Origin of the sequence: Bacteroides faecichinchillae JCM 17102 (assembly GCF_000614145.1) — a bacterium.
GTDB lineage: Bacteria > Bacteroidota > Bacteroidia > Bacteroidales > Bacteroidaceae > Bacteroides > Bacteroides faecichinchillae.
Window position 1 is genome coordinate 48,123 of record NZ_BAKK01000011.1, and the last position, 20,680, is coordinate 68,802.

Below are 20,680 nucleotides of genomic sequence, written 5' to 3' on the forward strand. Positions count from 1 at the left end.
TTTTATTTTCGGCCAAAGTCTGCGGGAATTTCTCCCCATTCTTTGGTCTCCCATTTCATAATACGGGTAGTGTAAGTGTTTTCTTTAAGCCACTTTTCTGCCCGTTCTATCAATAGGAACAATTGTTCAGTTTCTTCTGTTCGGGGAAGTTTGGTTTTACATTTCTTCTGTCGTACCCAACTGATAGCATTTACGCTATCACTATAAATTGGCATATCAAATCCTTTTTGTTTTAATAAAGCCAGACCGTGTACGATTGCTAGAAATTCACCTATATTATTAGTTCCTTTCATTGGGCCAAAGTGAAAAATTTCCTGTCTGCTTGCTATGTGTACTCCACGATATTCCATAGGGCCAGGATTACCACTGCAAGCTGCATCAACAGCTAAGCTATTATCGATTACTGCAGCAGGTAAAATCTCTGGATTTTTCTTTTCGTTTTCAGATTTTTTCTTGGCATTCTTTCCGATATAAACGTATGGTGATGTTGCTATGGCATGTTCTGCCTCTTCTCTAGTATCAAATGATTTGTATTTTGCACCATCATACCCTTTTATTTGAAGCTGACATTCTGTCCAGGATGTATAAATCCCGGGTGTAACGCCTTCCCATACTACATAGTATTTCTGCTTACCCATAGATAATAATTGATCAATTCTGCACATTATTTCTGCGAAGGTACAAATATATTCTAAAATCGAACAAGTTGTAGAAGATACTTGTTATAAAAAGACAATAGTTTATGAATATCAGAATAAACCATATAAAGAAAGGAGCTATAATGGAAAGAACTTTTGGCGAAGCCGTGAAACATCGTCGGACTTACTATTCAATCACCAACCAATCACCTATTTCGGATGAAGAAATAGAGTGTATCGTTAATACAGCAGTACGAAATGTACCATCTGCTTTTAATTCTCAGACTACTCGCGTAGTACTATTGTTAGGTGAGTCGCATAAGAAATTATGGCAAATAGTAAAAGATACATTGAAGAAGATTGTACCGGAGGAAGCTTTTGTGAAAACGGAAGAGAAAATAGACCATTCGTTTGCTTGCGGATATGGCACAGTACTTTTCTTTGAAGATCAACTCATTGTAAAAGAGCTACAGAAGGCTTTTCCTGCTTATCAGGATAAATTCCCGGAATGGTCATTCCAGACTTCAGGGATGCATCAATTTGTTATCTGGACAATGCTCGAAGATGTTGGTTTGGGAGTATCCTTGCAACATTATAATCCGTTGATTGATGATGAAGTACGACGTACTTGGCATTTACCGGAACATTGGCATTTGATTGCGGAAATGCCATTCGGAACTCCTGTTCAAGGACCGGGTGAAAAAGAATATTTGCCATTGGAAGACCGGGTGAAGATTTTTAGATAAATATCTAAGAAATTGAGGTATTAAATGCTAGAAGGGTGTCAGGACTAAAATCTGTTATCATTTCGCTTCGTCATTCTTCGCTTCGTACTGGATAACAGATAAATTTGATTTATAATATAGTATAATATCAACTAATTATAGTATAGTACTTATCTTTATATTTCAGTTAAATAGTTGCGTGTATAATTGCGTAATCTCCTATATATAAAAGACAATAAACCGTTTGCTTGGTTGTTTTGAAGCTTCAGTTAATATCTTTTTGAGAGGATAAAGTATCGTTTTACGTACATGCTCCCATGGTTCCATGTACGTGATCCTTTGGGCTTTCGTACATCATCCGAATGGTTCACGTACGTGAAACGAGAATATATTCCTTGCGAAAGACACTAGTCGAGCCTTGTCTGTATGTTAAGGTTAGCAGTATTTGTTCTACTCTATGCCTTATCGGTTGAGGTAGCATTTCTAGCAATTTATAAAAAAACAAGTAATGTAATGGTTGCACATTATGGTTTTATGAGCAAACCCGATGTGAATGGAGTGGCAAACTCTCAACTTGACGTCTTTTAAATTGTATCTTATGACTCGGGAAATAATTATAGAATTATGTGTTTATGTGCTGGATATTAGATTGTTAACCGATTAAATAGCAAGATAAAAGTGACAATAGAGATGTCTTGAACTTTTATTGTCACTCTATTGTCATCTATTTATTATCATCAAATTGTTATTGATTATCAGAGGTTTAATGCCGGAAAGTGACAAATGACAATAAATAACCACTTTTTTTCTCTAAGCTCCAGAACTCAAATTTTTGGTTTTCATTCGTTTCGCGTTTTTGTTCGAGATATAAATTAATTGTTCTAAGTATGAGGCGTAAGTTTGTTTATCTTATACAACCGAAGAGTAATACACTCTATTTATAGACAAGTATCTATATAATCACTATATATTGAATAATAAAAAATAGCGAAAAGTGAGGCATAGCAAAGTCAAATCTTGTATCTCAGTTGAGAATTATTCATTATTCATTATCCATTATCCATTAAATGATTAATTTTGTGAGCAAAATTAGTCATTTATGGTTCGTATATTCCTGACCGGTTATATGGGTGCCGGTAAAACAACCTTAGGTAAAGCATTTGCCCGTAAGCTCAATATACCATTCATTGATTTGGATTGGTATATTGAAGAACGTTTTCATAAAACTGTAGGAGAGTTGTTCATAGAACGTGGTGAAGCTGGTTTCCGGGAGTTAGAAAGAAATATGCTTCATGAGGTAGCCGAGTTTGAGAATGTGGTTATTTCTACAGGAGGAGGTGCTCCTTGTTTTTTTGATAACATGGAGTTTATGAATCGAGCAGGAAAGACTGTTTTTCTGGATGTTCATCCGGATATTCTTTTTCGTCGTTTGCGTATTGCCAAACAACAACGTCCTATTCTTCAAGGAAAACAGGATGATGAACTGAAAGCGTTTATTATTCAGGCGCTTGAAAGAAGGTCCTCATTTTATACACAAGCTCAGTATATTTTCAATGCTGAAGAATTGGAAGATCGTCACCAAATTGAAGCTTCGGTGAAACGTTTGCAGGAATTGCTGGGATTATAGACTATAAGGGGATAACTAAGAACTATTTTGGGTTGTCCATGTCCTTTTTGGGTTCTCTTTTTTTGTTCATTCAGTCAATATTAGTAAATTGCACTCGCAATACGGCTTCATTGCTCGTTGTATGTTATTACTAACAAAGTGAGATAAAACTAATAATCATGAGAACTTTACAAGAGAGATTCGAGGAACTATCCGATCGGATAAAAATATCCGGGAAACCTGCGGCAGAATGGTTTCCTAAATATACAACTACTTCTTTGTTGAATGCTGAAAATTGGTGGGAAGCACTTGCCGTATGTGAGTATGCGCTAGATACCAAGGAGGATGAGAAACTGACTGAACATTTTTTTGAACTCATATTCAGTGCGTTCGATTGTAATGTAGAAGTTGACTTGAATGAGGAAGAATATGCTTTCTGGTGGGGGAAAGTGATGCAGGTGTGTGACCGGGTAGCAGAGTTTAGCGGAGCGGGATGGGCGCAGAAAGGTGCTCAGTATTCCGAAGCTCGTTATGGGGTACGTGATATGAAATATCTTTTTCCATATTATGAGAAAGCAGCTGCAATGGGTTGGGCGGAAGCGGAGGCTACCGTTGCTTATTGGTTTTATATGGGATTTTATTGCGATCAAGATCAGAAAGAGGGCGAACGTCGTTTTGCTGCTCTTTCTTCTCCCGAGGCTATCTACTGGGGAAAATATTATCATGCTTTTATAGAAGAATTTACCGGAAATAAGGAAAAGGCTTTGGATATGCGTCAGGAATTGCTTGGCGAACTCCCGGAAGGACATCGTTTGCGTGCGCATATATATGCTGCTTTGGGCGATATGCTCGATCGGGAAGAAGGGAATGTGGCAGAAGAAGCTGCTTACTTCGAGAAGTCTTTGGAAATAGTTCCTAATTTATATTCACTTAAAAACTTGGCAACCCTTTATTTCCGCTATCCAGAGCTTGGTAAGCCGAAAGAGTTAGCTTTTGAATTGTGGGAGAAAGCCTGGCATGCAGGTGTATGGTCTGCTGCTAATTTCCTGGGGTTTAATTATCAGGAAGAGGAGTGGCTGGATATGCCTAAAGCTATTGAGTGGCTGGAAAAAGGGATGCTTTATGGTGAGTCTTATAGCGCATACGAGTTAGCCTTGATTTATCTTTATAATGATGACTATAAGAACGTTGAACGTGGATTAATGTGCATGGAACGCTGTGTGGAGGATAATTATGTTGAGGGGTACGAGGGGCTTGCTAATGTTTATTTCAAAGGAGAACTGGTAAAACAAGATATTGCTCGTGCCAGTCAGTTATTGGAAAAAGCAGTGGCTTTGGGTTCTGGAAATGCAGCATATCGGCTTGGCTGGATGTATGAGCATGGATTCTTATCAGAAGAACCCGATTATATGAAAGCGATGACTAGTTATGAAAAGGCAGCTTCATTAGGGAATGCGGACGGGTATTGTCGTGCGGCACTTTATTTAGCTAATGGATATGCCGGTGTAAAAGATGCAGAGAAATCGAAGGAGTATTATGAAAAAGCAGCTGAGATGGGTGCTTGTTTTGCGTTGGTAGAACTTGCTTTTTTATATGAGAACGGTGACGGAGTAGAGAAAGATTATAAGAAAGCTTTTGAACTACTTCATAAAGCAGCTCAGGATGAATATCCTTATGCAATGTATCGAATCGGCCTTTATATGGAAAAAGGGGTTGTCAGTGAACCCCAGTTGGAGGAAGCCTTCAACTGGTATCAGAAAGCCGCGGAAGCTGGTGATGTGGACGCTATTTTTGCTTTGGGACGTTGCTATAAGAATGGTTTTGGTATTGACGAAAATATGGACAAAGCGTTGGAATGGTTTGCCAAAGGAGCAGAAAGAGAAGAGCCTCGTTGTCTTACAGAGTTAGGAATGGCTTATGAGAATGGTAGTGGCGTGGAAGAGAATCCTAACAAGGCGGTAGAATATATGAAGCAAGCAGCTGATATGGACTATGGTTATGCCCAATTTAAGATGGGAGATTATTTTCTCTTTGGTTACGGGCCATGTCTGGAAGATAATAAGCAAGCAGTAGAATGGTATGAAAAAGCTATTGCTAATGAAATACCTTTGGCTATGATTCGTATGGGTGAATACTATTTGTATGATTACGATAAACTGAATGAATCGGAAAAAGCTTTTGGCTATTTCAAAAAAGCTGCAGAATATGAATGGTATAGTGAAGGTATAGGTATCTGTTATGAGATGGGAATCGGTGTAGAAGATAATGAGGCAGAAGCCTTTAAGTATTATACACTTGCTGCAAATAATGGCAATGTTACGAGTATGTATCGTACCGGACTTTGCTATTACAATGGAGTAGGTGTAAAAGAGAATTATACAGAAGCTTACCGTTGGTTTAACGATGCAGTTGGAAATGAAAGTATACCTGCAACTTATTATTTGGGTAAAATGATGATGTATGGTGAGGGATGTACTCCTGATCCTGTTACGGGTATTCAATGGCTGCAAAAAGCAGCAGAAAATGGCAGTGATAAAGCGCAGTTTGAATTGGGCAATGCCTATCTGATGGGAAATGGTGTGGAAGAAAATGATGGGATTGCGATGGAATGGTTTGAGAAAGCTGCAGAGAATGGCAACGAGAAAGCGCTGAAAATCACAGGAAGAAGAAAATAACGAAAAGAATGGAGAAGGAAGATAATAATCTGTTTCAGGTCAATCTTAAAGGAATGATTGCCCTGTTGTCGGAACACATTTATAGTAATCCAAATACATTTGTCCGCGAGCTGCTACAAAATTGTGTGGATGCTATCAAGGTGTTACGTAATATCGACGAGGGTTATAATGGTCGTATTGATGTATTTCTCAATGAAGACGGAACTACCGTGTTTCAAGATAATGGCATCGGACTAAAAGAAGAAGAGGTTTATCGTTTCCTTACTGTGATTGGTGAAAGCTCGAAACGGGATACACCTGATGCAGATGATTTTATTGGGAGATTTGGTATTGGTTTGCTATCATGCTTTGTTGTAACAAACGAAATTAAAGTAGAGAGCCAATCGGCTATGGGCGGACAACCTGTCTGTTGGTGTGGTAAGGTAGACGGTACATATCAGATGACTTTTCCTGATGAAGAATTAGCCATAGGATCACGTGTCATTTTACATCCGAAAAATGAATGGACTCACCTCTTTGATTATGAAAGTTTTAAGAAGATATTAACCAATTATGGTGAAATATTGCCTTATCCTATTTATTTGCATCATCAGGGAGAGGAAGAATTGATAAATACGCCATGCCCGATATGGTTGAATCCGAAAGTAACTCGTAAAGAACTGCTTGATCATGGTGCAAAAGTCTTTCACTCATCTGCTTTAGATGTGTTTCGTATACATACTGAAAGCGGGAAAGTGGATGGAGTATTATATGTCTTACCTTTTCGAACTCAGTTTTCCGTACGCAATTCTCATAAAGTATATCTAAAGCGAATGTTATTGAGCGAAGATGACTGTAATCTTCTTCCATCATGGGCATTCTTCATTCGTTGTCTAGTTAATGCAGATGGTCTATTGTCTACAGCGTCAAGAGAATCTTTTGTGAGCAATGACTTATTGAAAGATGCCCGGAAGGAGATTGGAATAGCTATTAAAGATTATTTGCGTGGATTGATTCAAAATGACCGTCCTATGTTTAATAAGATGCTGGAAGTTCATCATTTCCATATTAAAGCAATTGCGTCGGAAGATAATGAAATGCTTCGTTTGTTTATGGATTATCTTCCTTTTGAGACGAATAGGGGAATGCGTAGCTTTGGAAATATCCGTTCGGTAAATAATGTGATCTGCTATACACGAAATTTGGAAGATTTCCGGCAGGTGCGACGAATAGCAGGAGCACAAGGATGGCTGGTTGTAAATGCAGCTTATACTTTTGATGAAACTTTACTGAAAAAATATGTTCGTCTAAATCCGGAACTAACATTGGATGAGATTTCTCCTTCTCGTTTATTGGAACAGTTTGGTGAGGTAGCACCGAATAAAGAATATCGGTCATTCGAAGCTAAGGCAAATGAATTGTTGAAACGCTTTGGCTGTATCTGTTGCTTGAAACATTTCACTCCCGTAGATACTCCGGTTATATTTGTTGCCGAAGAGAAAGAAAGTACAACTAAATCTGCTAACAACCCTCTGATGGCTGTTTTAGGCACTGTTAATTCGGGAAAACAGCTTCCACCGACTTTAACCTTTAATGCTGATAATGAGATGGTGCAGACATTGTTGAAAATACAGGATGATAATAAGCTGTTCCAGCATGTAGTACATATATTATATGTGCAATCGCTCCTTCAAGGTAAATATACAGTGAACAGTGAGGAAATGGAACTTTTTAACCATTCGCTATGTGAACTGATGACTGCAAAAATGAATGATTTTATAAACTTTTTGAATTAAATGACCGATGAGATATACACTTGAAATACAGAAATTGTTGTTGCAGACACAAAACCAAAATTTACATCCGCGTGAGAAAGCTAGTTTGCTGAAGGAAGCCATTCGGATTGCCGATGAGAATGAAGATGTGTCATGGGCAGTAGAAATGCGTTTGGATTTGATTTACGAGTTGAATCTCCTTTCTGCTGACGCAGAAGAAATTGCTGTTTTTTCGAAGATACTGGATGATTATGAGAGTCATAAAGATCAGATAAATGAGGATGATCTGCTTTGGAAATATAAATGGATCTGGGCTTGTACATTTGACTTGCCGGATATCCCTATGGAGCAGATAAAAGCAGTAGGAGCAGATTATAAGACTCGCATTCAAAGAAATGGTTATTCATTACGGAGTTATTATCACCGGTGGTCAGTGGAATATACCCGAATGCGTCAATATGATCTGGCTAAAGAATATATAGATAAAATGTTGGCAGAAAAGATAGATGATCAGTCTTGTGAGGCTTGTGAATTGAACTTCATGTTGGACTATTATCTTGAGACGGGACAGTTTGATGAGGCTTATAATCGGGCACAACCATTGATAAGCAAACAGACATCCTGTTATGAAGCCAATTTGCGCGCATACCTGAAACTAGCTTATTATGCACAAAAAGCAGGAAAACCAGAGATTGCTGCCGATATGTGTACGCGTGCTGAAGAAGGATTGGTTGGCCGAGAGAAGGATGAATATATGTTACTTTATCTGGGTTTGTTTATTGCCTATTACTTCATGATAGATTCCAAAAGAGGATGGGAATACGCCGAACGTTGTATTGGTTGGAGTTTGCAAACCAATCAATTGAAGAAATATCGGTTTTCGTGTGATATGGTAGAAGCCTTAAAATACGAATCTCGTCCGCAAGTTAGCTTGAATCTACCAGAAGAGTTTCCATTGTATTGCCCGGAAGGGGTGTATAATGTGAAAGAATTGAGGGATTATTTTTATAGTCAGGCTGAAGATTTAGCACTCCGGTATGATGCCCGTAATGCAAACAATGGATATATGGACCGATTGAAAGAAATAATATTCAATTAATTGGCAACCTGTAGATAAATCTGTATTTTTGTCGACTAATTATTTACTAAAAACACTGAATAACAGAAAAATGAGAAAGTGGCGTATTGAAGATTCTGAAGAACTCTACAACATTACAGGTTGGGGTACCTCGTACTTTAGTATTAATGACAATGGTCATGTCGTTGTTACACCGCGTAAAGATGGAGTGGCCGTCGATCTGAAAGAATTGGTCGATGAACTGCAGTTGCGTGATGTAACCACCCCTATGCTGGTGCGTTTTCCGGATATATTGGACAACCGTATTGAAAAGATGTCTTCCTGCTTTAAACAAGCAGCAGAAGAATACGGTTATAAAGCCGAGAACTTTATTATCTATCCGATTAAAGTAAATCAGATGCGCCCCGTGGTAGAGGAAATCATTAGTCACGGTAAGAAATTCAATCTCGGATTGGAAGCTGGTTCTAAGCCGGAACTACATGCTGTAATTGCTGTTAATACGGATTCTGACTCATTGATTGTTTGCAACGGTTATAAAGACGAGAGCTATATTGAGTTAGCTTTACTTGCTCAGAAGATGGGAAAACGAATCTTCTTGGTGGTGGAGAAAATGAATGAATTAAAGTTGATTGCTAAGATGGCGAAACAGCTGAATGTTCAACCCAATATAGGCATTCGTATTAAACTGGCTTCTTCCGGCAGTGGAAAATGGGAAGAATCCGGAGGGGATGCCAGCAAATTCGGATTAACTTCCAGTGAGCTTCTTGAAGCACTCGACTATATGGAAAGTAAAGGACTGAAAGATTGTCTTAAACTGATTCATTTTCATATTGGTAGCCAGATCACTAAGATTCGTCGTATCAAAACTGCTTTACGTGAAGCATCTCAATTCTATGTACAACTTCATGCAATGGGCTTTAAGGTAGAATTTGTGGATATTGGCGGTGGACTTGGAGTTGATTATGATGGCACTCGTTCTTCTGATAACGGTGGTAGTGTAAATTATTCCATTCAGGAATATGTGAATGACTCTATTTCTACCTTGGTAGATGTCAGCGATAAAAATGGTATCCCACATCCGAATATAATTACTGAGAGTGGACGCGCATTGACTGCTCATCACTCTGTGCTTATCTTTGAGGTGTTGGAAACTGCCACTTTACCTGAATGGGACGATGAAGAAGTGATTACTGAAGATGCTCATGAATTGGTGCAAGAATTGTATAGCATCTGGGATACATTGAATCAAAATAAAATGTTGGAAGCATGGCATGACGCTCAGCAAATTCGAGAGGAAGCACTTGACTTGTTCAGTCATGGAATTGTGGATCTAAAAACACGTGCGCAAATTGAACGTTTGTATTGGTCCATTACACGAGAGATCAACCAGATTGCCGAAGGTTTAAAACATGCACCCGACGAATTTCGTGGATTGTCTAAGTTGTTGGCTGATAAATATTTCTGTAACTTCTCCTTGTTCCAGTCACTTCCTGACTCTTGGGCAATTGATCAGATATTCCCGATCATGCCGATTCAGCGGTTGGATGAGAAACCGGATCGCTCGGCTACATTGCAAGATATAACTTGTGACTCTGATGGTAAGATCGCTAATTTTATTTCTACCCGGAATGTGGCGCATTATATGCCGGTTCATAGTCTGAAGAAGTCGGAGCCTTATTATGTTGCTGTTTTTTTAGTCGGAGCTTATCAGGAGATTTTGGGAGATATGCACAATTTGTTTGGTGATACGAATGCAGTGCATGTTTCTGTGAATGAAAAGGGATATAATATCGAACAGATAATTGATGGAGAAACTGTGGCAGAAGTTTTGGACTATGTACAATATAATCCGAAGAAGTTGGTTCGTACTCTTGAAACATGGGTTACAAAATCAGTAAAAGAAGGACGAATTTCTTTGGAAGAGGGAAAAGAGTTTCTTTCTAATTATCGTTCGGGACTTTATGGTTATACTTATTTGGAATAGGGATAATAGAAAATGAGAGAAAAACTAACAATCATTAAAGTGGGTGGCAAAATTGTAGAGGAGGAAGCCACCCTTCGTCAGTTGTTGGACGATTTTGTCGGCGTTGAGGGGCACAAAGTATTGGTTCATGGTGGAGGACGTTCGGCTACGAAGATTGCCACGCTACTGGGAATTGAGAGTAAAATGGTAAATGGTCGCCGAATCACAGATGAGGAAACACTCAAAGTGGTGACAATGGTATATGGCGGATTGGTAAATAAGAATATTGTAGCAGGTCTGCAAGCTCGTGGTGTCAATGCTCTTGGATTGACCGGAGCGGATATGAACGTGATCCGTTCGGTAAAACGTCCCATAAAAGATGTTGATTATGGCTTTGTGGGCGACGTTGAGAAGGTAGATGCTTCTTTATTATCAGATTTAATTCATAAGGGGGTAGTTCCTGTGATGGCACCACTAACGCATGATGGTCAAGGTAATATGTTGAATACCAATGCAGACACGATTGCCGGAGAAACAGCTAAATCCTTATCAACTTTGTTTGATGTGACATTGGTTTATTGTTTTGAGAAAAAAGGAGTGCTGCGTGACGAGAATGATGATGATAGTGTGATTCCACAGATTACTCGTGGAGAATTTGAACAATACGTTGCTGATGGGGTTATCCAAGGTGGTATGATTCCTAAGTTAGAGAACTCTTTTGAGGCAATTAATGCAGGGGTGTCAGAAGTGATAATCACCTTAGCATCAGCGATTAGTGAAAACGGAGGAACCAGGATCAAAAAATAATTCAAAAAAAAGTAGTGGGTGACTGTAACTTTTCGAATCCTAGCCCGTCATTATTATAGAGATGCAAGAAATCAGCTTCCGAAACGATATTTTGCCGTTGAAGGATAAACTCTTTCGATTGGCTCTCAGAATAACTCTGGATAGGGCAGAAGCCGAAGATATCGTTCAGGACACCATGATAAGAGTGTGGAACAAGCGTGATGAGTGGTCTCAGTTTGAATCGGTTGAAGCCTATTGCCTGATAGTGGCAAAGAACTTGGCAATAGACCGTAGTCAAAAGAGAGAAGCTCAGAATGTTGGACTCACCCCGGAGATGGAGGAAGAACCTGATGCAAACGGTCCGTATGATCAGTTGGTTCATGATGAGAAAATGAACATTATAAATCGACTGGTAAACGAACTTCCCGAAAAACAGCGGCTTATCATGCAACTGAGGGATATTGAAGGTGAAAGCTATAAAAAAATAGCAATCTTACTGAATCTGACTGAAGAACAGGTAAAAGTAAACCTTTTCAGAGCCAGACAAAAGGTAAAACAAAGATATTTAGAAATTGACGAATATGGATTATAAGAATATAGAACAGCTTTTAGAGCGATATTGGCAATGCGAAACTTCCTTAGAAGAAGAATCTCAATTGCGTGACTTCTTTTCAAAAGGAGAAGTTCCTGCTCATTTGCTTCGCTATAAGAACTTGTTTGTTTATCAGCAGGTTCAGCAGGAAGAAGGGCTGGGCGAAGACTTTGATGCACGTATTCTGTCACAAGTGGAAACTCCGGTAGTGAAGGCTAAACGCTTGACGTTAGTTAGTCGTTTTGTTCCACTATTTAAGGCTGCTGCTGTGGTTGCAATCATTCTTTCTTTAGGAAATGTGGCACAGCATTCATTCTCCGGTGATGATGGTAGAGTGTTGGCAACGGATACCATTGGTAAACAAGTAACTGCTCCTTCAGTCGCATTTTCAAATGATGCGAAAGCAGATCAGGTATTGGCTGATAGCCTTGCTAAGATCAATAAGGTGAAAGTTATGCAAGAATAGACATTTTCATTTGCTTTAACATATAATATAGTTAGTGTGCTTAATTAAAACAAAAACGAAAGCGAAACTGTGAAGTTTTCAATTCTCTCAAATTTTTATAATAAAACTAACTAAATAAATGGGCTACCGCGTGATGCAGTAGCCCTTTTTAGTTTCATGTTCTTAGTCGAGCTTATGTAGCTTTTTCTGAGGACCGTTTACTTCTTGTGGGTTACCTTTGTAGGAAAGGCTACCTCCACCGGTAAACTGTGCGGATAGTTTTTCACTTACATTGCAACTTATATCTCCAGAACCAGTGACACTTGATGATACATCCTTGGCTTGTAGTTCTAAAGCGTTTATATTTCCTGAACCAACAATCCTGAAGTCTGCATTATCAGTTTTGCCGTTAAATAGTATGTTTCCTGAACCCGTTATATGAGCGGAACATATTTGGCTTTGAATCTGTTGAAACCTGATATCACCGGATCCATTAATAAAGATTGCCGTTTTCTGACAGACAATTTTCTGTCCTTGTATGTTTCCGGAGCCATTGATATTTACTTCTACATTTTTTTTCGTTTGTATGCCATTGGTAAGCTGTATATTTCCCGAACCATTGATTTCCATACTATTCAGCTCGGGGGAAGAAACTCTGATTTCTAATGTTCCCCTATCTCTTATATTGATATTATTGGGATACTTTATAAATAAGGTGTTATTATCAACATAGATTTTCAGTATTGAGATTATATTGTCAGAACCGTAAATTTCGAAATGGGTATTTGCATCTTGTTGATAGATAATATCTGCACTCCCCGACAGCTTAATTGCGTTAAACGGACTGATTTCTACATCTTTTGTTATGTAGTTACCACTACCTGTTATGTATTGACCTTGTGAACAGGAGATTGATATGAATACTAAAAACATACCGGTTAATACTGTTGTTAATGTACTTACTTTCATAATAATGATTTTGATGTTATATTATTAAGACGGTTCATACTTCAATAAAGTTGCATTTTAGATAAAGTTTTTTAGATGGAAAATAAATGGTTAATAGTCATTAGAACTACCCCATAATAATTACAAAGATAAATGTTTGGGTCTTTTCATAGAATATATGGCCTTTGTCTATTTTCAGAATGTTGGACGTACTTAGATTGGTTAGTATGTGTATTGGTAAGATTGTCTTTCAATTCGTTTGCTTAGTTCTTCACCGAAGAGAATGAATGAAAGGTCTGTTTATGGTGTTTTTTTAAGGATGGAGACTTTCGAGAGCTTTTTTATCAACTCCCATTTTTATTTGTTATTTTTGCATCGTTGTTCAGAGATTTATGATGGAGACGATTATAGAAGATGATGAATTGGGTGTCTTAGTGATACGTGCTAATCCACGTGCTAGAAGCTTGGTGTTCCGTACAAAAAGTGATGCTATTTATGTTTCGGTTCCTCCCGGTACGGCAATAAAGGAAGTCAAACATGCCATTGAAAACTTACGCAGCAAACTGTGGGTCTCTCGCCAAAAGTTAAAGCGTCTGTTAATAGATTTAAATTATCGTATCGATGCCGAGTATTTCAAACTCTCTTTGATTACTGGTGAGAAAGAACAGTTTATGGCTAATTCTAAACTAGGATTTATGCAGATTGTTTGTCCACCGCAAGCAGTTTTTGCAGATGAAGGGTTGCAGAATTGGTTGCGCAAAGTGATTGAAGAATCATTAAGAAAAAACGCGAAAGTAATTCTTCCTTCTCGTTTAGAGCATTTATCTAAACAAAGCGGCTTGCCTTATAAGAGTGTGAAGATAAACTCAAGCCAAGGGCGATGGGGAAGTTGCTCGGCACGAAAGGATATTAATCTGTCATACTATCTAGTTTTATTGCCTTCTCATTTGATTGATTATGTGCTTTTGCATGAATTGTGTCATACACGTGAAATGAACCATAGCGAACGTTTCTGGGAATTACTGAATCGATTTACTAATGGTAATGCAATGGCTTTGAGGAATGAACTTAGAGGATATCGGACATGTATATAAATACTCAAACGCAGTAGCTACAGGTCATTCATCAGAATGAAACCACGAGAAGAATATAGGGATAGAAATTAGACATAACTCAATGAATGACAAATATTTGTATTAGCTTTGTGATTAAATAGATATAAGAACGTATGAAGTGCTCATAAAGCATTTACTAAAACGAACCTAGGGGGAGTTAAATACCTTACAGGAGCTTATTAAGCGCCATGTGTCGTGGTGCGATATGATTATATTACTATGGTAGTTATGCCCGTGGCGGTTGTGTTTTATGGGATGAGAAAATTGAGTTTGGTGTACATACCTCATACCAGAGCGACTTAGATATTATGGTGATTATTTCAAAGCCAAACGTAAAACATGTAGAAGATAGACTGAGAGATAAAGTTACGCCCAAATATCACAATGCTTTTGCACATCGTCGTCACGCTTCTCCCCAATTTATTGTAGAGAATGCTGGTACACTTAATAAAGCCCTCGAACTAGTCAGTATTCAAGAGAATTGGCAGTAGTATTTCCTTTGAATACCGATTTTGAAAAGCGATGTTTTGCTTTGCTTTATCGTGCATAGATTGAGACCCGTTACAACAAAGGTTTTGTTGTAAACAAAGAGGAATACTCTTATATGCTTGAACGAATCGAAATACTCAAAAAGATAACATTCCGTATTTGTACTGAAAAAATAGACTCATATGATGAGTGAATAGCACAGGAAGAAGCTTAGCTAATCTGAGTTTTGATATACATATATATTGATCGTGTGAATCCATTCCTATCTTTATTTAGATAATTGCTTAATTCCATCTTCCTCTTTCTCAAATCGATAAGTACCTCCATTTTCACTAAGATCGAATATTGAAACCAGTTCTGTTTGATTGTCTACAATCATCAAAGCACTTTGTTCGGTAAAACGGTCCACTTCAACTGTATAAGGCTCGTCCGTTATTGATTTGCATGATATTAAACTATCATTGATAAACAAAGAAATAGAATCACCCGCGAATCCTTTCACTAAGCTGATTGAATAAGTTTCAATGAAATGACGTTCACCCTCTTTCTTTTGTTGGAGTCTCATACTCATATAAATGAAGATAACAACGACAAAGATGACAGCAAAAGCCAAGATCCCGTTACCTATCATAAATTGCTTATTAGTGTTTAAATGATGTGCCATAACTGCTGTTTTTTATAATTGCGGCGTAAAGATACGAAGTTCGTATAGTTAATTCATACTTTTTTTCTTTAATGTTTTGTAGTCGAACATATTATTTATATCTTTGCAACCGGAAACGGATGAAAGGTGGAGGGGCAATTAAGCTCCTTTTTTTGTTCTTAATAGCGAATAAATGATAGAAAAGAAAACTGTTTGTCAGATTGTTGATGAGTGGCTGAAAGGAAAAGACTACTTTTTAGTAGAGGTAACTGTAAGCCTGATGACAAGATCGTGGTCGAAATCGACCATGCAGAAGGTGTTTGGATTGAAGATTGTGTAGAGCTTAGCCGCTTTATCGAATCGAAACTGAACCGTGAAGAGGAAGATTATGAACTGGAAGTAGGTTCAGCCGGTATCGGACAACCTTTTAAAGTTCTGCAACAGTATTACATTCACATCGGGCAAGAAGTGGAAGTAATGACAAAAGACGGACGTAAACTTTCCGGCATACTGAAAGATGCCGATGAAGAAAAATTTACGGTAACCGTACAGAAGAAAGTAAAACTGGAAGGAACAAAACGTCCGAAATTGGTAGAAGAGGATGAAACCTTCACTTATGAGCAAATAAAATATACTAAATACTTAATTAGCTTTAAATAGTTATGGCCAAAAAAGAAGAAACAATCAGCTTGATTGATACATTTTCGGAATTTAAAGAACTGAAGAATATTGATAGAACCACGATGGTCAGCGTCCTTGAAGAGTCGTTCCGTAGTGTGATCGCGAAAATGTTTGGCACCGATGAGAATTACGACGTGATCGTGAACCCTGACAAGGGGGATTTTGAGATATGGCGTAACCGTGAAGTTGTGGCCGATGAAGACCTGACAAACCCAAATATGCAGATTTCTCTGACTGAAGCACAGAAAATTGATGCTTCTTATGAAGTGGGTGAGGAGGTAACTGACGAAGTTATCTTTGCTAAATTCGGTCGTCGTGCTATTCTGAATCTCCGCCAGACATTGGCTTCTAAGATTCTGGAGCTAGAGAAAGACAGTATTTATAACAAATATATTGATAAAGTTGGTACTATCATCAATGCAGAAGTTTATCAGATCTGGAAAAAAGAAATGTTGCTTCTTGACGATGAAGGAAACGAACTGCTGTTACCTAAAACTGAACAAATCCCGAGTGATTTTTATCGTAAAGGAGAAACAGCCCGTGCAGTAGTTGCCCGCGTAGACAACAAGAACAATAATCCGAAGATTATCTTGTCACGTACTTCTCCCGTTTTCTTGCAGCGTCTGTTTGAAATGGAGGTGCCCGAAATCAATGATGGTTTGATTACTATCAAGAAGATTGCCCGCATACCTGGTGAACGTGCCAAGATTGCGGTAGAATCTTACGATGACAGAATCGATCCCGTAGGAGCCTGCGTAGGTGTAAAGGGTAGTCGTATTCATGGCATTGTTCGTGAACTTCGCAATGAAAATATCGATGTAATTAACTATACTTCGAATATCTCATTGTTTATTCAGCGTGCTTTAAGCCCGGCAAAAATCTCTTCTATTCGACTGAATGAGGAGGAGAAAAAAGCAGAAGTATTTCTTAAGCCGGAAGAGGTATCGTTGGCTATTGGTAAAGGCGGTTTGAATATCAAACTGGCCAGTATGTTAACTGAGTACACTATCGATGTGTTCCGTGAGTTAGATGAAAATGTGCAGGATGAAGATATCTATCTGGATGAGTTTAGAGATGAAATCGACGGATGGGTGATCGATGCAATTAAAGCGATCGGTATTGATACAGCGAAGGCCGTATTGAATGCACCTCGCGAAATGTTGATTGAAAAAACGGACTTGGAAGAAGAGACGGTGGACGAGGTAATACGCATTTTGAAATCGGAGTTTGAAGAAGAAGAACCAGTGCAAGAGTAATTTTATGAATTATTCCAATTGAGAATTCTTCGCTCCATTTATTCATTAAATTTATAATATGACGATAAGGTTAAACAAAGTTACAAGAGATTTGAATGTAGGAATCGCGACGGTAGTTGAGTTTCTGCAGAAAAAAGGGTATACCGTTGAGGCGAATCCTAATACAAAGATTAGCGAGGAGCAATACGCTATACTCGTGAAGGAGTTTAGTACAGATAAGAACCTTAGACTTGAATCGGAGCGTTTCATTCAGGAACGTCAGAATAAGGATCGTAATAAGGCGTCGGTATCGATTGACGGCTTTGAAAAGCATCAGGAGAAACCGAAGTCGGAAGATGTGATCAAGACAGTCGTACCTGAGGATGCACGTCCGAAGTTTAAACCTGTCGGAAAAATTGATTTAAATAATTTAAGCGGTCGGAAGGTAGAAAAAGAGCCGGAAAAGAAGGTCGAACCTAAGAGAGTGGAACAACCTAAGGTGGTAGAACAATCTGTAGTGGAACCTAAAGTGGTAGAGCAGCCTGTAGGAAAGCCTGAAGTAAAAAAGGAGGAACTGAAGGTAGAAGTTATACCAACTCCCATTGAACCGGTGGTTGTACCAGAACCTGTAGTGGAAACGAAACCGGCAGAAGTTGAAGAGAAGAAAGTTGTGGAAGAAGTAAAAAAAGATGAGCCGAAGGTTGAAGTTGCACCTGTGAAGGCGGAGGAACGTAAAGAAGAAAAAGCGGTCGAAGTAGTTCCGGTGAAAGAAGAGCAATCTGAAACAGAAGCTCCGAGAGAAGATGAAGTTTTCAAGATTCGCCAACCGGAACTGGGTGCGAAGATTAATGTAATCGGTCAGATTGACTTGGCTGCATTAAATCAGTCTACTCGTCCTAAGAAGAAATCGAAGGAAGAAAAACGTCGCGAACGGGAGGAGAAAGAGAAGATCCGTCAGGATCAGAAGAAGTTGATGAAGGAAGCTATCATCAAGGAAATTCGTAAAGATGATAATAAACCACAATCGAAAGGGGTTGGAGGTTCAAAAGATAATGCAGAGAACTCAGCAAATAAGAAGAAACGGAATCGTATCAACAAGGAAAAGATTGATGTAAATAACGTAGCTACTTCTAATTTTGCAAGTCCGCGACCAAACACCCAGGGTGGCCGAGGAAATAATGGAGGTAATGCAAATGCCCAAGGCAATAACAAGAAGAACAATAATAAAGAGCGCTTCAAGAAGCCGGTCATCAAGCAGGAGGTTAGCGAAGAAGATGTAGCAAAACAGGTAAAAGAAACACTGGCTCGTCTGACAACCAAAGGTAAGAATAAGGCCGCTAAGTACCGAAAAGAAAAACGTGAAATGGTTTCCAACCGTATGCAAGAGTTGGAAGATCAGGAAATGGCAGAAAGCAAGGTATTGAAGCTGACCGAATTCGTTACTGCTAATGAGTTGGCAACGATGATGGACATCTCTGTGAACCAGGTTATTGCTACTTGTATGAGTATTGGTATGATGGTTTCTATTAACCAACGCCTGGACGCAGAAACTATTAATCTTGTAGCAGAAGAATTTGGTTTCAAGACTGAATACATCAGTGCGGAAGTTGCACAAGCTGTTGTAGAAGAAGAAGATGCACCGGAAGATTTGTTGCCACGTGCTCCGATTGTGACAGTGATGGGGCACGTAGACCATGGTAAGACTTCATTGCTTGACTATATCCGTAAAGCGAATGTAATTGCCGGTGAAGCCGGAGGTATTACACAGCATATCGGTGCATATAATGTGAAATTAGAAGACGGACGCCGTATCACGTTTCTGGATACTCCGGGGCACGAGGCATTTACTGCAATGCGGGCACGTGGTGCCAAAGTAACGGATATTGCAATCATCATTGTAGCTGCTGACGATAATGTGATGCCACAAACCAAAGAGGCAATCAATCATGCGATGGCTGCAGGTGTACCTATTGTATTTGCGATCAATAAGGTTGATAAACCTACTGCAAATCCGGATAAGATTAAAGAAGAACTGGCTGCTATGAACTACCTTGTGGAAGAATGGGGGGTAAATACCAGTCTCAGGATATCTCAGCCAAGAAAGGTATGGGCGTGGAAGATCTGATGGAGAAAGTATTGCTGGAAGCTGAAATGCTTGATTTGAAGGCAAACCCGAACCGTAATGCTACAGGTTCTATCATCGAATCTTCATTGGATAAGGGACGTGGTTATGTAGCTACAGTATTGGTATCCAACGGTACATTGAAAGTCGGTGATATCGTATTGGCAGGAACTAGCTACGGTCGTGTGAAGGCAATGTTCAACGAGCGTAATCAGCGTATTAAAGAGGCAGGACCTTCTGAACCAGCATTGATTTTGGGATTAAACGGTGCTCCTGCAGCTGGTGATACATTCCATGTAGTTAATACTGACCAGGAAGCTCGTGAAATTACGAATAAGCGTGAACAATTGGCACGTGAACAAGGATTGCGTACACAAAAGATTCTTACTTTGGATGAATTGGGGCGTCGTATTGCTCTGGGTAACTTCCAGGAATTGAATATCATCGTTAAGGGTGACGTGGACGGTTCAGTGGAAGCATTGAGCGATTCATTGATTAAACTGTCTACCGAACAGATCCAAGTAAATGTAATCCATAAGGGTGTAGGAGCAATCTCCGAATCGGATGTATCATTAGCTGCTGCTTCAGATGCGATTATTGTCGGATTCCAGGTACGTCCTTCAGGTGCTGCAGCTAAGATGGCTGAACAGGAAGGTGTTGATATCCGTAAGTATTCTGTCATCTACGATGCAATCGAAGAAGTGAAGTCGGCTATGGAAGGTATGTTAGCTCCGGAATTGAGAGAACAGATAACTGCTACGATCGAAATCCGCGAGGTGTTCAATATCACGAAAGTGGGATTGGTTGCCGGTGCGATGGTGAAGACCGGAAAGGTGAAGAGAAGCGACAAGGCTCGTTTGATTCGCGATGGTATTGTTATCTTTACCGGAAATATCAATGCGCTGAAGCGTTTCAAAGACGATGTGAAAGAAGTAGGTACAAACTTCGAGTGTGGAATTAGCCTAGTGAACTGCAATGACATGAAAGTGGGTGATATGATCGAAACATTTGAAGAAATAGAAGTGAAACAGACATTGTAAGAATGTTATAAGTGAATGTTATAATTGAATAACAGACACTGTGAGAAATAAAAAAGGTGGTAATGTGGTACTGTTTGTAGGACACCACCTTACCACCTTATTACTTTATCATCTATTATCATTCCATTGTTTGCAGACTTATAAT

At 39.0% G+C, this 20,680-nt stretch carries 14 protein-coding genes and 3 pseudogenes; 14 read left to right on the top strand and 3 right to left on the bottom strand.

Annotated elements, in window-relative coordinates:
* Positions 1–2: 2 nt before the first annotated feature.
* Complete coding sequence (locus JCM17102_RS07815) at positions 3–638, bottom strand: ribonuclease H1 domain-containing protein (protein WP_025074692.1); 636 nt, start codon at positions 636–638, stop codon at positions 3–5.
* A 143-nt stretch (positions 639–781) separates the two neighbouring features.
* Here JCM17102_RS07815 and JCM17102_RS07820 point away from each other — a divergent pair, with 143 nt between their 5' ends.
* From JCM17102_RS07820 to JCM17102_RS07865, 9 genes are all read left to right on the top strand, one after another.
* On the top strand, positions 782–1,384 hold the full coding sequence (locus tag JCM17102_RS07820; RefSeq protein ID WP_025074693.1) for a nitroreductase family protein: 603 nt from the start codon (positions 782–784) through the stop codon (positions 1,382–1,384).
* Between the two features lie 1,078 nt (positions 1,385–2,462).
* Positions 2,463–2,990 (top strand): shikimate kinase, encoded by a 528-nt coding sequence (locus tag JCM17102_RS07830; RefSeq protein ID WP_025074694.1) that lies wholly within the window; start codon positions 2,463–2,465, stop codon positions 2,988–2,990.
* Positions 2,991–3,148: 158 nt separating this feature from the next.
* Positions 3,149–5,644, top strand: a complete 2,496-nt coding sequence (locus JCM17102_RS07835) for a tetratricopeptide repeat protein (protein ID WP_025074695.1) — start codon at positions 3,149–3,151, stop codon at positions 5,642–5,644.
* A gap of 8 nt (positions 5,645–5,652) precedes the next feature.
* On the top strand, positions 5,653–7,419 hold the full coding sequence (locus tag JCM17102_RS07840) for an HSP90 family protein (protein WP_025074696.1): 1,767 nt from the start codon (positions 5,653–5,655) through the stop codon (positions 7,417–7,419).
* A gap of 7 nt (positions 7,420–7,426) precedes the next feature.
* Positions 7,427–8,497: a hypothetical protein gene (locus JCM17102_RS07845; protein WP_025074697.1), complete on the top strand. Its 1,071-nt coding sequence runs from the start codon at positions 7,427–7,429 to the stop codon at positions 8,495–8,497.
* A gap of 70 nt (positions 8,498–8,567) precedes the next feature.
* A complete protein-coding gene (speA, locus tag JCM17102_RS07850; protein WP_025074698.1) occupies positions 8,568–10,460 on the top strand; it encodes a biosynthetic arginine decarboxylase in 1,893 nt (630 codons plus the stop codon).
* Positions 10,461–10,472: 12 nt separating this feature from the next.
* Positions 10,473–11,246, top strand: coding sequence for an acetylglutamate kinase (gene argB / locus JCM17102_RS07855; protein ID WP_025074699.1), 774 nt, complete (start codon positions 10,473–10,475; stop codon positions 11,244–11,246).
* 61 nt (positions 11,247–11,307) lie between these two features.
* Positions 11,308–11,817 carry a GFO_1088 family ECF-type sigma factor gene (locus JCM17102_RS07860; RefSeq protein ID WP_025074700.1) on the top strand — a complete coding sequence of 170 codons (510 nt, stop codon included), beginning with the start codon at positions 11,308–11,310 and terminating at the stop codon, positions 11,815–11,817.
* A complete protein-coding gene (locus JCM17102_RS07865; RefSeq protein ID WP_025074701.1) occupies positions 11,807–12,283 on the top strand; it encodes a PG0215 family putative anti-sigma factor in 477 nt (158 codons plus the stop codon). The genes JCM17102_RS07860 and JCM17102_RS07865 overlap by 11 nt, the downstream gene beginning before the upstream one ends.
* A gap of 162 nt (positions 12,284–12,445) precedes the next feature.
* On the opposite strand, the gene JCM17102_RS07870 is transcribed toward JCM17102_RS07865, so the two are convergent.
* Positions 12,446–13,231, bottom strand: coding sequence for a head GIN domain-containing protein (locus JCM17102_RS07870; protein WP_025074702.1), 786 nt, complete (start codon positions 13,229–13,231; stop codon positions 12,446–12,448).
* Between the two features lie 374 nt (positions 13,232–13,605).
* On the opposite strand from JCM17102_RS07870, the gene JCM17102_RS07875 reads away from it, so the two are divergent.
* Positions 13,606–14,304, top strand: a complete 699-nt coding sequence (locus JCM17102_RS07875; RefSeq protein WP_025074703.1) for a YgjP family zinc-dependent metalloprotease — start codon at positions 13,606–13,608, stop codon at positions 14,302–14,304.
* Between the two features lie 199 nt (positions 14,305–14,503).
* Positions 14,504–15,007, top strand: a pseudogene (locus JCM17102_RS29545) (nucleotidyltransferase domain-containing protein).
* 75 nt (positions 15,008–15,082) lie between these two features.
* Here the strand turns inward: JCM17102_RS29545 and JCM17102_RS07885 are convergent.
* A complete protein-coding gene (locus JCM17102_RS07885) occupies positions 15,083–15,478 on the bottom strand; it encodes a hypothetical protein (protein ID WP_025074705.1) in 396 nt (131 codons plus the stop codon).
* 172 nt (positions 15,479–15,650) lie between these two features.
* Here JCM17102_RS07885 and rimP point away from each other — a divergent pair.
* From rimP to infB, 3 genes and pseudogenes are all read left to right on the top strand, one after another.
* A pseudogene (gene rimP / locus JCM17102_RS26695) lies at positions 15,651–16,117 on the top strand (ribosome assembly cofactor RimP).
* A gap of 2 nt (positions 16,118–16,119) precedes the next feature.
* On the top strand, positions 16,120–17,394 hold the full coding sequence (gene nusA / locus JCM17102_RS07895; RefSeq protein ID WP_025074706.1) for a transcription termination factor NusA: 1,275 nt from the start codon (positions 16,120–16,122) through the stop codon (positions 17,392–17,394).
* A 58-nt stretch (positions 17,395–17,452) separates the two neighbouring features.
* Positions 17,453–20,535, top strand: a pseudogene (infB, locus tag JCM17102_RS26700) (translation initiation factor IF-2).
* Positions 20,536–20,680 lie beyond the last annotated feature (145 nt).